The 13,233-nt window shown below is 64.1% G+C and carries 11 protein-coding genes; 6 read left to right on the top strand and 5 right to left on the bottom strand.

What is annotated here, in order from left to right:
- Positions 1-20: 20 nt before the first annotated feature.
- Positions 21-1,052, bottom strand: a complete 1,032-nt coding sequence (locus tag BUB39_RS12890) for a LacI family DNA-binding transcriptional regulator (RefSeq protein ID WP_073053816.1) — start codon at positions 1,050-1,052, stop codon at positions 21-23.
- 132 nt (positions 1,053-1,184) lie between these two features.
- Here BUB39_RS12890 and BUB39_RS12885 point away from each other — a divergent pair, with 132 nt between their 5' ends.
- The 5 genes from BUB39_RS12885 to BUB39_RS12865 all read left to right on the top strand — a co-directional run bounded on the left by BUB39_RS12885 (position 1,185) and on the right by BUB39_RS12865 (position 6,474).
- Positions 1,185-2,141: a glycoside hydrolase family 68 protein gene (locus tag BUB39_RS12885; protein ID WP_073053814.1), complete on the top strand. Its 957-nt coding sequence runs from the start codon at positions 1,185-1,187 to the stop codon at positions 2,139-2,141.
- On the top strand, positions 2,138-3,304 hold the full coding sequence (locus tag BUB39_RS12880) for a serine hydrolase domain-containing protein (protein WP_073053812.1): 1,167 nt from the start codon (positions 2,138-2,140) through the stop codon (positions 3,302-3,304). Before BUB39_RS12885 ends, BUB39_RS12880 begins: the two co-directional genes overlap by 4 nt.
- 94 nt (positions 3,305-3,398) lie before the next feature.
- The gene (locus BUB39_RS12875; RefSeq protein WP_210187065.1) at positions 3,399-4,697 is read left to right on the top strand and encodes an ABC transporter substrate-binding protein; all 1,299 of its coding nucleotides are present in this window, start codon (positions 3,399-3,401) and stop codon (positions 4,695-4,697) included.
- Complete coding sequence (locus tag BUB39_RS12870; protein ID WP_244540234.1) at positions 4,694-5,653, top strand: carbohydrate ABC transporter permease; 960 nt, start codon at positions 4,694-4,696, stop codon at positions 5,651-5,653. The genes BUB39_RS12875 and BUB39_RS12870 overlap by 4 nt, the downstream gene beginning before the upstream one ends.
- On the top strand, positions 5,650-6,474 hold the full coding sequence (locus BUB39_RS12865; protein ID WP_073053810.1) for a carbohydrate ABC transporter permease: 825 nt from the start codon (positions 5,650-5,652) through the stop codon (positions 6,472-6,474). Before BUB39_RS12870 ends, BUB39_RS12865 begins: the two co-directional genes overlap by 4 nt.
- Before the next feature lie 5 nt (positions 6,475-6,479).
- Here BUB39_RS12865 and BUB39_RS12860 read toward each other — a convergent pair whose 3' ends face one another.
- Genes BUB39_RS12860 through BUB39_RS12845 form a run of 4 tightly spaced genes read right to left on the bottom strand, consistent with a single transcriptional unit; the run spans position 6,480 to position 11,974 of the window.
- Entirely contained in the window at positions 6,480-7,307 is an 828-nt protein-coding gene (locus tag BUB39_RS12860) for a carbohydrate ABC transporter permease (protein WP_073053808.1), read from the bottom strand.
- The gene (locus BUB39_RS12855) at positions 7,304-8,212 is read right to left on the bottom strand and encodes a carbohydrate ABC transporter permease (RefSeq protein WP_139251452.1); all 909 of its coding nucleotides are present in this window, start codon (positions 8,210-8,212) and stop codon (positions 7,304-7,306) included. Before BUB39_RS12855 ends, BUB39_RS12860 begins: the two co-directional genes overlap by 4 nt.
- A 57-nt stretch (positions 8,213-8,269) precedes the next feature.
- Complete coding sequence (locus BUB39_RS12850; protein ID WP_073053805.1) at positions 8,270-9,568, bottom strand: ABC transporter substrate-binding protein; 1,299 nt, start codon at positions 9,566-9,568, stop codon at positions 8,270-8,272.
- Between the two features lie 51 nt (positions 9,569-9,619).
- Positions 9,620-11,974, bottom strand: a complete 2,355-nt coding sequence (locus tag BUB39_RS12845) for an alpha-L-rhamnosidase (protein ID WP_073053795.1) — start codon at positions 11,972-11,974, stop codon at positions 9,620-9,622.
- Between the two features lie 205 nt (positions 11,975-12,179).
- On the opposite strand from BUB39_RS12845, the gene BUB39_RS12840 reads away from it, so the two are divergent.
- Positions 12,180-13,223 (top strand): LacI family DNA-binding transcriptional regulator, encoded by a 1,044-nt coding sequence (locus tag BUB39_RS12840; protein WP_073053793.1) that lies wholly within the window; start codon positions 12,180-12,182, stop codon positions 13,221-13,223.
- Positions 13,224-13,233 lie beyond the last annotated feature (10 nt).

Below are 13,233 nucleotides of genomic sequence, written 5' to 3'. Positions count from 1 at the left end.
CATCGACCAGAGACCCAGTCTCAACCGTCGCCGATATTGGACAGCGATTCGCGCAGAACCTGCGTCATCGGGATCAGATGCTCGAACGGCTCGATCTCGGGTGCGAGCAGCAGGCGGACGGCTTCCTGCCCCATCCGTTCATGCGGAAGGGCGAACGTCGTCAGCCCCGGCCGCAGATCGGCAGCGAGTTCGTCATTGTCGAACGATATGACGGGAATATCCGCCGGAATTTTCAGCCCGGCCTCGCCGAGCGCCTGATAAGCACCGAAAGCGAGGCGATCATTGAGGCAGAGCAGCGCCTTGATGGGGGCGCGGCGATCGAGGAGGCCCTTGACCAGTTCATAGCCATGCGTCGCCTCCCAGTTCCAGCAGCTCTCCTCGACGACGAAGGCCATGTTGAGCCGTTCCATCTCGGCCCGAATGCCGGCAAGGCGCCGCGACACGGTTTCGGAGCGGAAATAGCCCTGCTCGACCACCGGATTGTGGCCGATCAGGGCAAGCCCGTCGCGAATACCGGCGCTGTCAAGCAGCCTTATGGCGGCGCGCCCGGCCTCGAACTCGTCCGGGAGCACGGACACCGGATGCTGCCGGCTGGTCGCGTTCAGCATCACGACCCGGCTTGCCGCCGGCAGCGCAGGCACGAAGACTTCGCGCGCGCGCATGGCGGCGAAGATGAACCCGTCGACCTGACGATCCAGCGCGGCCTCGATCGCCTGGACCTCGCGGGCCGGCTCTCCGCCGGTTTCCAGCAGCAGGACGACATGGCCCGCCTCGTCGGCGGCCGCCAGCGTGCCGCGTATGAGACCATTGGCGAAACGGGTTGTCGCGACGACGTCCGAAATGAAGGCGATCGTCCGCGTCTTGTCCGTGCGCAGCGCCCGCGCCGCGAGATTGGGCCGGTAGCCGAGTTCAGCCGCAGCGGCATGGACACGAGCATGCGCTTCGGCGGACAGGCGCGTATCCGGCCGACCCGTCAGGATCATGGAGGCGGCCGTTTGCGACAGGCCCGCCAATCGGGCAACATCGGCAAGCGTGACGCGCTTCTTTCCCAACGATATCACCTCCGCGCAGCTGCAACCCCCGTGGCGGAGTTCCCGCCCGTCATAACGGGGCGGCGGGGAACTTGACAAATCCGCCTGCCGTATATCATCTGCTAAATCCTTTTAGCAACTGCGGTATTTTCCATGGCCTTCGCGCTGGACGATCACTGGGTGTGGGATTTCTGGCTCGCCGACGACGGCGCCACTTTCCACATGTTCTTCCTGCATGCCCCGCACGCGCTCGGCGATCCGCACCTCCGCCATCGCAATGCCCGGATTGGCCATGCGACCTCTGCCGACCTGGTCAACTGGACCTATCACGGCCGTGCCTTCGAGGCTGGCGCGACTGGGGATTTCGACGAGACCGCCACGTGGACCGGCTCGGTGGTGCGCGGACCGGATGGCCTCTGGCGCATGTTCTATACCGGCAGCCGATTTCTCACACCCGACACGCACGCCAATATCGAGACGATCGGCGTGGCGACATCGCCCGATCTCCATCACTGGACCAAGCAGCCCGGGCCGATCTGCCAGGCCGATCCGCGCTGGTATGAGACGCTCGGCTCTTCGAGTTGGCCGGAAGAAGCCTGGCGGGATCCGTGGGTGTTTCCGTCGGCGGACGGTCAGCTCTGGCACATGCTGATCACGGCGCGCGCCAACAATGGCGACGAACTCGATCGCGGCATCATCGGGCATGCGACGTCGAGGGATCTCGAGATCTGGGATGTGCAACCGCCGCTCAGTGAGATCGGCGCCGGTTTCCAGCATCTCGAAGTGCCACAGGTCGTGAGTATCGGCGGCAAGACGCATCTGCTCTTTTCCTGCGACACCGCCAAGCTGATCGACCAGAGGCATGGCCCGGTCGGCGGCATCTGGAGCGTGGCTGCCGAAAAGCCCGAGGGGCCCTACCCCATCGCTTCGGCAAACCTCGTCGCGTCAGAGCAGCTCTATAGCGGCCGCATCATCGAGGACCGCGCCGGCCATCCGGTCCTGCTCGCGTTCAGGAATAATGACGAGAATGGCGTGTTCATCGGCGCCGTCACCGATCCGATGCCGATCGTCGAACGGAATGGCGCGTTGTGGATCGAGGAAAGCGCATGACCATCACCATTCAGGGAGACGTTACACCTGGCTTTGAGCCGATCGCCGATGCGTTCGCCGCGGCGTTTGACGGCCATCCAAGCATGGGTGCTGCGCTCGCCATCCGCATCAAGGGTGAACGCGTCGTCAATCTCTTCGGCGGTATCGCGGACGAGAGGACCAGCGCGCGCTGGGAGCCAGAGACGGCGTCCGTGGTCTTTTCCTGCACCAAGGGTCTCGTCTCGATCCTCGCGGCGCGCCTCGTCCAGGAAGGCCGCCTCGACTACGAGGCCCCCGTCGCCCGCTACTGGCCGGAGTTTGCCGCCGCTGGAAAGGGCGATGTGCAGGTAAAGCACCTGCTGGCGCACAAAGCCGGCCTGTCGGCACCCATCGTCGATGTCTCGCCGGACGACATGCTGGACTGGCCGACCATGGCGACGCTACTCGCTGCGCAAGCCCCGCTGTGGCCGCTCGGCTCGGGCCACGCCTATCATGCGCTGACACATGGCTGGCTCGCAGGCGAAGTCATCCGCCGCGTCACCGGCCAGTCGGTGGGCGCCTTTTTCGCCGAGACGATCGCAGGACCGCTGGCGGTGCCAGCCTGGATTGGACTGCCCGAAGACGCGCAGGAGCATGTGGCCCATCTGCAGGTCGACCCGGCGCTCCTCGATCTCTGGGCCGCGGAGGCAGCGAAGACCACCACGGCCACGCCGAACTGGACCTACCGCGCGATGACGCTTGGCAAGGCGTTGCCCGCATCGCTCGTCACGGCGGATGGCGGCTTCAATGATCCGCGCATCCGGAGCGCCGAGATCCCCGGCGCCGGCGGCATCGCGACAGCCGACGCGCTGGCCAGCATCTGGTCGGCGACCGTCACCGAGACCGACGGCGTACGCCTGCTCGCCCCCGCGACGGCCGCGCTGGCAACCACCGTCCAATCCGAGGGACCGCCGGTCTTCGCCGAGCCGCCGCCGCATCCCCGCTGGGGCATGGGCTTCCAGCTCGATTCCGATGCGCGCCATTACCTCACGCCGCAAAGCTTCGGCCATGACGGTGCCGGCGGCCAGGTGACGTTTGCCGACCCGGCGGCCGAACTCGGCTTCGCCTTCGTGACCAACTGGATGATGGGCCCCGGCGATCTTCGGGCAACCCGCATCATCGACGCGCTGCGCGCCGCTCTCTGAAACCGACGCGAGCCTGATCTTGCCCGCCACGGCGCGCCTATGCTAAATCCTTTTAGCACGCCTTCCTGGCGTGGATTTGCTGAGGGAGGACACCTTGACCATAAAGAAGCTCGAAGCAGCCGGCATCGCCCTGACGCTGTCGGTTGCAGCCTCGACAGGAGCGCTGGCCGCCCCGAGCTGCGGCACCGACCCGGTGACCGTCAGCGCCTATCTCGAGACTGGATTTCCACTGGCCGGAAAGCTGGCCGACGAATTCAGCAAGCAGTTCCCAAATGTCAAATTCGACATCAAGGAAGACCAGTTCGCCAATCTCATGGAGAACACGCCGCGCCTCTTGGCCGGCGACGCGCCGCCCGATCTCGTGCGCCTGCCCAGCATGAGCGATCTCGTCGCGAATGAGCTTTTGAAGAACCTTGATGGCTACTATGCCGATTTCGGCTGGGATCAGTTCCCGGCCTCACAATTGATCCAGCTTCGCGTCGAGCCGGAGGGTCGTCCGCGCGGTACTGGCTCGCTCTATGCGATGGGCCTCAACTATTCGATGACCGGCGTTTTCTACAACAAGGAACTCGCCGCCAAGATCGGCATGACAGCCCCTCCGACGACGCTGGCTGAGCTTGATGCGATCCTCGCCAAGGCGAAGGCGGCCGGCATCACGCCGATTATCCAGTTCAACAAGACCAATGGCGGCCTCGCCTTCCCGCTGCAGGATCTGATGGGCGCCTATGGCCCGCCCGAGCCGATCAATGACTGGATCTTCCAGAAGGACGGCGCGACGATCGACACGCCCGCCAATCTCAAGGCTGCCGAGCATCTCGAGGGCTGGGTAAAGGCCGGCTATTTCGCGCCGGACACCAATGCGATCGATTATTTTGGGATGATGAGCGGCTTCATGAAGGGCGACGCGCTGTTCATGTTCAACGGCGACTGGGAGTCGGGCAATCTCGACAAGCAGATGGCCGGCAAGGCTGGCTTCTTCCTGATGCCACCGGCCGAGTCCGGTGGACGCCATGCCGCGATGTCTGCGCCCCTCACCTATGGCATTGGCGCCAAGGCGCCGCACGCCGATTGCGCCGCCTTCTTCCTGAACTGGGTGGCGACCAATCCGGAGGCGCGCAAGATCAATGTCGAGATCGGCGGCTCCAACCCCGGCGGCCCGACCTCGCTGCCGATTCCGGCGGTTGCGCCCGGCTCGGTGACGGAGGCGACGCTCGCCGCTGGTTCCGTGATCGCCAAGGAGAACGGCGCCATGGACTTCATCGCCAATGCGACCGGCGCCATCTTCTCGGCCGGATGGACGCCGGAGCTGCAGAAGCTCGTGGGCGGCAAGCAGACGGCAGACGGCCTGCTCAAGGCCGTGCAGAAGGAATATGCGCAGGAACTCTCGCGTTGAGCGAGACAACCCTCAATAAAGCAACGACGCGGCGGGCCGAAGGCTCGCCGCGTCGGCTCTCGGGCAGGCACGCGCCTCGCTTGGACCGCGACCAGCGCAAGCTGCTGATCGCGGCCGGCTTCATCGCGCCGGCGCTCATCATGTACGCCGCGTTCGTGCTGGTGCCGCTCGGCATGTCGCTGTTCTATTCGACCCTCAGATGGGACGGCATCGGGCGCTGGCGCTTTGTCGGGCTCAGGAATTATCTGATCGTGCTGACCGATCCGGACCTGCTGCAGGTGATCGGCAACGCGTTCAATCTCATCCTCTATTTCACGCTGATTCCGATCGCACTTGGCCTTGCGGTCGCCACTGTCATTCGCGGCCACATGGCTGGCCCGTTCGGCACGGTGACCCGCACGGTGCTGTTCCTGCCGCAGGTGATCCCGCTGGTCGCGGCCGGTATCGCCTGGAGCTGGATGTTCGCCTCGACGGGGCTCGTCAACCAGATGCTGACGGCCGTCGGCCTCGGTTCGCTGGCGCGCGGCTGGCTCGGAGACTTCACCTTCGCCCTGCCGGCGGTGGGGATGATCGGCGCCTGGGTGCTGCTCGGTCTCTGCACCATGCTGCTGGTCACCGGCATCGCCAAGATCGACGGCAGCATCTACGAGGCCGCCGAACTCGACGGCGCCAACAAATGGCAGGAGCTGATCTACATCACGATCCCAGCGCTCAGGCAGGAGATTGGCGTCTGCGTGACGATCACGGTGATCGCAGCGCTGGCCAGCTTCGATATCGTCTATATCGCAACGGCAGGCGGGCCAGGCATCTCGACCATGGTGCCGGGGCTGGAAATCTACCGTCTGGCCTTCGCACACCGCCAGGTCGGGCTCGCCTCGGCGCTGGCTATCGTATTGATGTTGCTCGTGCTTCTTTGCGTCCTCCCCATCCAGTGGTTTGCGCGGCCGAAGCGATGATCGAATCCAAAGGCAATGCCCTCGTCGCGCGCGCCATGCTGATCGCGCTCATGGCGGTCACGCTGCTGCCCTTCCTCAGCATGCTCTCCGCGGCGCTCGCCCCCTCCGGTAGCTATCCAGCCGGGTTGCAATGGCCGTCCGATCCGCAATGGGGCAATTTCGTCAAGGCGTTCGAAGTCGCCAACATGACGAAGCTGCTGTGGTCGAGCTCGCTGATCGTCGGCGGCGTCGTGCCGGTGTCGGTGCTGATCGCCACCATGGCCGGCTACGGCCTGTCGCGGATCGACAAGGGCCGCGGCAAGTGGCTCTATCTCATCTTCGTGCTCGGTCTGACGCTCCCCCTCGAGGCGGTGATCACGCCGCTCTATTACGAGACCAAGGCGCTCGGCATCCTCAACACACGGATGGCGCTGATCCTGCCGTTGATCGGTCTTTTCATGCCGTTTTCGGTCTATTGGATGCGTGCGCATTTCCTGAATGTGCCGCAGGAACTCGGCGAGGCGGCGGAGGTTGACGGCGCCTCGGACTGGAAGCAGTTCTGGCTGATCCAGCTGCCGATCGCGCGGCCGGCGATCATGTCGCTTTCGATTCTTCTGTTCCTGTGGACCTGGAACCAGTTCCTGCTGCCGGTGGTCCTCGTCCAGGACCCCGAGCAACGGACCATGGCCGGGGCGCTAGGCGCTTTCCAGGGACAATGGGGCACCGACGTGCCATTGCTCTGCGCCGGGGCCTTGCTGATCCTGACGCCGACCTTGATCCTGTTCCTCGTCTTCCAGCGCCAGTTCGTCGCTGCCCTTCTGCAGGGTTCGGTCAAGGGCTGACTGCCCTACCCCTTCACGGCGCCCGCCGTCATGCCGGCGACGATCTGGCGGTTGAAGAACAGGAAGACGATCAGCGGCGGGATCGTGATCAGAAGCACGTTCATGAAGAGCAGGTTGTACGAGGTGTCGAACATGCTCTGGAAATTATAGAGCGTGAGCTGGACCGTGACGTTCTGCTTGCCCGGCAGATAATAGAGCGGGTTGGTGAAGTCGTTGAAGATCGCGACCGACTGGACGACGATGACGGTTACCACCACCGGCTTCAGCAGCGGCAGGATGATGCGGAAGAAGAGCTGCAGCGGGCCGGCGCCGTCGATGGTCGCCGCTTCGTCGAGTTCGCGCGGGATCGTCGCGACGAAGGCGCGGAACAGTAGGATGCTGAACGAGAGCCCATAGGCGACCTCGATCAGGATCATGCCGTGCAGCGTCTTGAACAGGCCGAGGCTCTGCAGCACCCAGATGGTCGGGACGACGGCCGGCGGCATGATCAGGCCGACCAGGACGAAGAAGCTGGCGATCGACGTCCAGATCGAAGGGCGGCGCTGCAGCACGAAGCCGACCATCGCGCCGAACACCACCATCAGCGTCACGCTTACAACCGTCAGGATCGTGCTGTTCAAGAAGGCGGTGAGCAGCATGTAGTCGCGCGCCTGGATCACCTGGACGAGATTGTCCCAGAGGTGAAAGCTGGCCGGCCAGGAGAACGAGCGGAGCGCCGATTCCTTCTTGTCCTTCAGTGCCGTCAGCAGGATGAAGGCGAACGGGATCACGAAGACCACAGTCGAGACGAGGATGGCCAGCAGCCCGGACAGATAGCGGCGCTGCGGGCTCATCGCGCGACCTCCCGGCGGTTGAGGGCGATCGACAGCGGCACGATGATCAGCGCCACCATGACGAAAAGCACGACATTGCCGGCCGTCGACAGGCCGTAGAAGCCGGCCTGATATTGCTTGTAGATCACCGAGGCGATGACGTCGGAGGTGAAGCCGGGGCCGCCGCGGGTCATCGACCAGATCAGATCGAACGAACGCAGGCCGCCGATCAGGCTCAGCAGCACCACCGTCACCGTGGCCGGCCGGGCGAGCGGCAGGGTGATGTTCCAGAAGCGCTGGACAGCGTCGGCGCCGTCGATGCGCGCCGCCTCGTAATAGTCGCGGGGGATCGAGACGATACCGGCGATATAGATCACGGTCGCAAGGCCGACACCCTTCCAGACATCGACAAGAGCGACGGACAAGAGCGCCAGCCGTGGGTTGGTGAGCCAGCCGGGACCGGGCAGGCCGATAAGGGCGAGGCTCTCATTGATGAGGCCCTGCGTCGGATGCATCAGGACCGTGAACGTGATTCCGACGCCGACCGTGCTGACGAGCACCGGAAAGAATACGACCGAGCGGAGATAGTCGCGCGCCCAGATTTCCGAGGTGAGCAGCATGCCGAACAGAAGGCCGAGCACGACCTTCAGCCCGGACGTCACCGCGGCATAGATGAGCGTGTTGACGAGCCCCTGAACCAGAAAGGGCTCCTTGAAGAATTGGACGAAGTTGTCGAAGCCGATGAACGTCCAGTTGAACAGCGTCCAGCGCGTCATGCTGAAGAACAGCGACGCCAGCGTCGGAAAGAGGAACAGCACGGCATAGATCACGGCCGCCGGCAGGAAGAACCAGGTCGGGTAAGGCGTCCGGATGGATCGTTTGGGCACAGAAACCCGTCCACCGGAGGCGGCGGTTGCAAGCGTCATCGTGTGTCCTCTCATGGACGGGTCCGGATCGTCACGCGAGCCGGACCCGCGTCGCTGCTACCAGCCGGGCAGACCGAGCTGCTGGGCCTGCTTCTTGACGTCTTCGTCATAGAGCGCAGCGCCGTCGGCCGGCGGACGGATGCCGGAGCCGACCTCGACCGTGATCTGCTCGAGCGAGGGACCCTTGACCGGAGACACGAATTCGAGCGCCGGAGAGGCGGCACCGTTCTCGCCGAAATAGGGAAGCAGGTCGGCCACAGCCGGAGGGACGTCCGTGGGCAGGGCACAGCCCTTCACCATATAGGGCCCGGTCACGCCAAGCGCGGCCGTCTGGGCCTCGCAGCCGGCCGGGCTCGCGACGAAGGCGACGAATTTCTTCGCGGCATCGGCGTGCTCGCTGCTGCCTGCGATGTAAAGTCCGTCCGGCATCCAGACGGTCAGGCCGTTCTTGGTGGCGTCGTCGCCCGGCATGGCGAAGAAGCCGACATCCCCGAGATGCTCGGGATAGGTCGTCTTGATGGCGCCCGTCGCGAAGGTGAGCATCGGGTAATGCGCGCCCTCGCCGGTCGCAAGCTTGCGCAGGCCGTCATCGTAGGTGGCCGCGCCGAAGTCCTCGTTGAGATATCCGTCCTTGAAAACCTCGGCCTGGTGCTCGAAGCCCTTCAAAGCCGCTGGCGAGGTCGCGAACTTCGCCTGATTGCCGGTGAACTTGGTCGCGAAATCAGGCTCGGCGGCGTTGACGTTGTAGAAGTCGCCGAGGACGAAAAGCTGCGACGTCCAGGTGTCCTTGAAGGTCTGGATGACGGCAACCTTGCCCGCCGCCTTGATCTTGGCGTTGTTCGCCATGAACTCGGCCCAGGTCTTCGGGATGGAGAGTCCGAGATCGCTGTAGATCTTCTTGTTGTAGTAGATGCCGCCGCCCATGCCGGTGCCGATCGGCGCGCCGCGCTGCGTACCGTCTGGAGCCGTCACGACCTTCTTGAAGATGTCCTGCACATCGGCCTGCCACGGCTCGCCCGACAGATCGACAAGGTTCTGCTGCGGGTTGATCGCCTGGAAGAGCGAACCCGAATTGTACTGGAAGATATCCGACATTTCGCCTGTCGCCAGGCGCGTCTTGATGAGGTTGTCGCCCTCCGCGCCGCCAGGCCGCGTATCGATATCGACCTTGATATCGGGATTGGCGGCCTCGAACGCCTTTGCGAGCGACTGAGCGCGCGCGACATTCTCTTCGCCGGATGGAACAAGGAATGTCAGCGTGGTCGTGTCCGCGAATGCCGATCCCGACAAGGCCGTCATGACCGTCAGGCCTGCGGCGAAGCCGGCCAGGACGCTCCAGTTCTTCGATCGTGGCATAGGTTTCCTCCCTATCCGTGCCGATGCAGTTGGTTATGCGGGCCCGTTCTCCTACGGGGTCCGCGCATTGATGTTGGTGCCGTCGCGCTGCGCGCGCGGCGGCGCCGAATAGTCGAAGGTGATGAGATGCTTGCCTTCGGTGAGCGTCTGTTCCCCCGTGCTGCCGGGCTTCCCATCGACCGTGACGTTCCTGTAGGCCTGATCGAGCCTCAGCACGCCGCTGGACCTGGCAGGAATTTCGATCTCGTAGCGAACCTTCCCGCCGTCCAGCGTCCATTCGGCCCTGATCATTCCGGCCGGGCTGTCATGGTAAGCCTTCACCGGCGAGAGTTCAGGAACGATGGTCGGCTCGAAGATGATGGTCGTGAAAGCCGGCGCCTCCGGATCGGGCCTGAATCCGGCAACACCCTCCAGCAGCCACTGGCAGACGGCGCCATAGGCATAGTGGTTGTACGAGTTCATCTGCGGATTGTAGATCGTGCCGTCCGGCTGGATGGCGTCCCACCGTTCCCAGATCGTCGTCGCGCCCATCTTGACCTGATAGAGCCAGCCCGGGACTTCCTCCTGCAGGAAGACGTCGGCCGCGAGGCGCGGCTCCCCGATCTTGACGAGGGCCGGCAGCAAGGCGGGTGTGCCAATGAAGCCGGTGCCGATCCGGCCATCGGACCGGGCAATCGTCGCCTTGAAATAGGCCTTGGCGGCCTCCTGCTTGTCGGCCGGAATCAGGTCATGCAGGAAAGCCAGCGCATAGGACGTCTGGTCGTCATAGCAAAGACGGCCCGATGGCGTGACGAACTCGCTGGCGAAAGCCGCCTTGACCTTCGACGCCATGGCCTCCATGCGGTCCGCGACCTCGGCGTTGCCGACGATCCGCGCGATCCGCGCGACGAGGGTGGACGTTATGTAGAGATAGATGGTCGCGGCGGCGTCATCGCCGATCGTCGGCAGCGGCTTGGCGCTCGGGCCGCTCGGCTGCAGCCAGTCGCCAAACGAAAAGCCCCGTCCGCCCCAATTGCGCGGCGGCGAGACGATGGGTCCGTCGCTGATCGACCAGACGAAGTCGACCCATTTGACCATGGCCGGCAGCGTCTCCCTTAGAAACGCCGCGTCGCCATAGTGCAGATAGAGCTGCCACGGCACGATAGCGATGGCATCGCCCCAGCCGGTACTGCCGAAGAAGCCGGGATAATCCTTCGGGTTGAGGCGCGTCGGGTCCGGCACGACATGCGGCACCGCGCCATCCTCGCGCTGATCCGCCATGACGTCGCGCACCCACTTCTTGAAGAAGTCATGCGCATCGGCGAGGTAGCAGGCCGTGCCGGCAAAGACTTGAGCGTCGCCCGTCCAGCCGAGGCGCTCGTCGCGCTGCGGGCAATCCGTCGGAACCTCGATGAAATTAGCCCGCTGCGACCAGAGCGTGTTCAGCACCAGGCGGTTGACGAGCGCATTGCCCGACGTGAACCCGGCCTTGACCTCAGTGACGGAGCTGATCGGAATGAGACGGATATGGCTGAGCTTTGCCTCGCCCTCGATCGTGACACGGGCGTAGCGGAACCCCTGAAAGGTGAAATGGGGCCGATACTGCTCGGTCCCGCTGCCAGCCAGGATATATTCGAGCCGTGCCTCCGCCGTGCGGAGATTGCCGTTGTAGAAGACGCCATCCTTGTCGAGGATTTCGCCATGCTCGACGATGACCTTCGCGCCGGGAGCGCCCGTCACATCGAACGCAACATAGCCGCCGGCATTCTGGCCGAAGTCGTAGACCGTGCGCCCTTCCGGATCGGTCCACTGCTTGACGACCTCCAGTGGCTCCAGTTCCTTCACCGGCATCGTCTCATGCGGGATGAGGCGGGCGGTGTCGAAGTCGATCACGGCGGTGCCGTCGGTCGGATGCGGCTTGAAGCGCGCATCGAAGATCTCGCCGAAATAGATGCCGGACTTGCGGATCGGCAGTTCGCCGCTTTCCCAACTGTCATCCGTCGCGAGAAGGACGGGCGCATCGGCGGCCGCGCCGGCGCGCAGCTCGGCGATGGCCGCGATCTCGCTGCCCCAGGTGTTGAAGATCGGCGCCTGGCCCCACATCATCTGTGATCTCAGCCAGCCATCAGCGAGCCAGATCTCGATCCGGTTGACGCCCGGGACGAGGAGATCGGAGACCTTGTAGGTCTGATAGCTCAGGCGGACGTCATAGCTCGTCCAGCCCGGGGTGAGCTCATCGCTGCCGACGCGCTTGCCATTGATGAAGGCGCGGTAGAGCCCCAGTGCGCTGATGCGGAGCACCTCGTCGCCGCGGACCCTCTCCAGCACGAACTCCTTCGCGACGAATGACGCGGGCGTGCCCACGCCCTTGTCCGCCAGCGGACGGATCATCTGTCCCGCCCATGCATGCGGAATGGACCGCGCCATTTCTGGCGCCGCCACTTCTGCCAACACTTCCGACACCGCAACCTCCCTGCAGCCAGCCCTACACACGTCCTTAGAATGTGTATACTGTTCTACGTGCATCGTTCTATATTTCGGACGCGGTGGCAATAGAAATTCGGTGAGGGGTGAGCTAAGCCAAGAGCGGGCGTCGGCCTCATGGGCCGGCTAATGGTTGGGCGGATAAGCGATGAAGAGTTCCGGGGGCGGAAAGCCCAATCGGATCACGATCCGTGACGTGGCGGCGGACGCCAATGTATCAGTCGCGGCCGTATCGAAGGTCCTTCGAGAGGCCTATGGCGTCAGTCCATCGATGCGATCCAAGGTCCACTCGTCCATGGCCAAGCTTGGCTATCGTCCGCACACCGCCGCGCGCGGCATGCGCGGGCAGACCTTCACGCTCGGCCTGATCCTGCCGGATTTTCGCAATCCGTTTTTCGCCGACATCATCGACGGTTCGCACGATGCGCTTGCGGGGACGCAGTATCAGGCATTGATCGGCATCAACCGGACGACGCCGACAGTCGATGAGGGTCTCGTCAATTCGATGATCGACCGGCAGATGGACGGCCTTCTGATTGTCGGCGCTAACGATCAGGCCCAACTCATCGAGATCGCCAAGCGGACGCCGCTCGTCACGATCGGCAATCACCACTCCAGCAACCAAGTCTACGACACCGTCAACAATGATGACGACGAGGCTGCGCGCCTTGCCGTCCGGCATCTCGTCGAGAGCGGATACCGGAACATAACGATGCTGAGCCTGATCTCCGACTCGACGATCATCAAGGAGAGAGAGCGCGGCTATCGCGATGAGATGAACCGGCTTGGCCTCGGCCGCTTTGCCCGCATCGTCAATGCCAGCCAGACCCCGCAGGACGTCCAGAAAACCGCACGGGCCATCCTCACGGCACCCGACCGGCCCGAAGCCATCTTCTGCTGGACCGACTTTATCGCCTTGCAGGTGATCGGCGTCGCCACCGAGCTCGGCCGCCGAATCCCCGACGACATCGCCATCGTCGGGCATGACAACACAATGTATTGCGATTTCGCCCAGAACAGCCTGACCAGCGTCGACCAATCCGGCCAGATGCTGGGCTTGAAGGCGGCGAGTCTGCTCATCGAGCGAATCAAAGGGCGAGAAACGCCCGAGCACTATCTCGTTGCGCCGCGTCTCGTCGTGAGGAACAGCTCCATTCGCCGGACCCCGGCCCGCCCGGCAGCGGCGTCCTAGCGCAGAGGCC

It is taken from the genome of Kaistia soli DSM 19436, assembly GCF_900129325.1.
Lineage (GTDB): Bacteria > Pseudomonadota > Alphaproteobacteria > Rhizobiales > Kaistiaceae > Kaistia > Kaistia soli.
The sequence above is the reverse complement of the archived record's forward strand: the minus strand, read 5'-3'. Positions and strand labels throughout refer to the sequence as shown.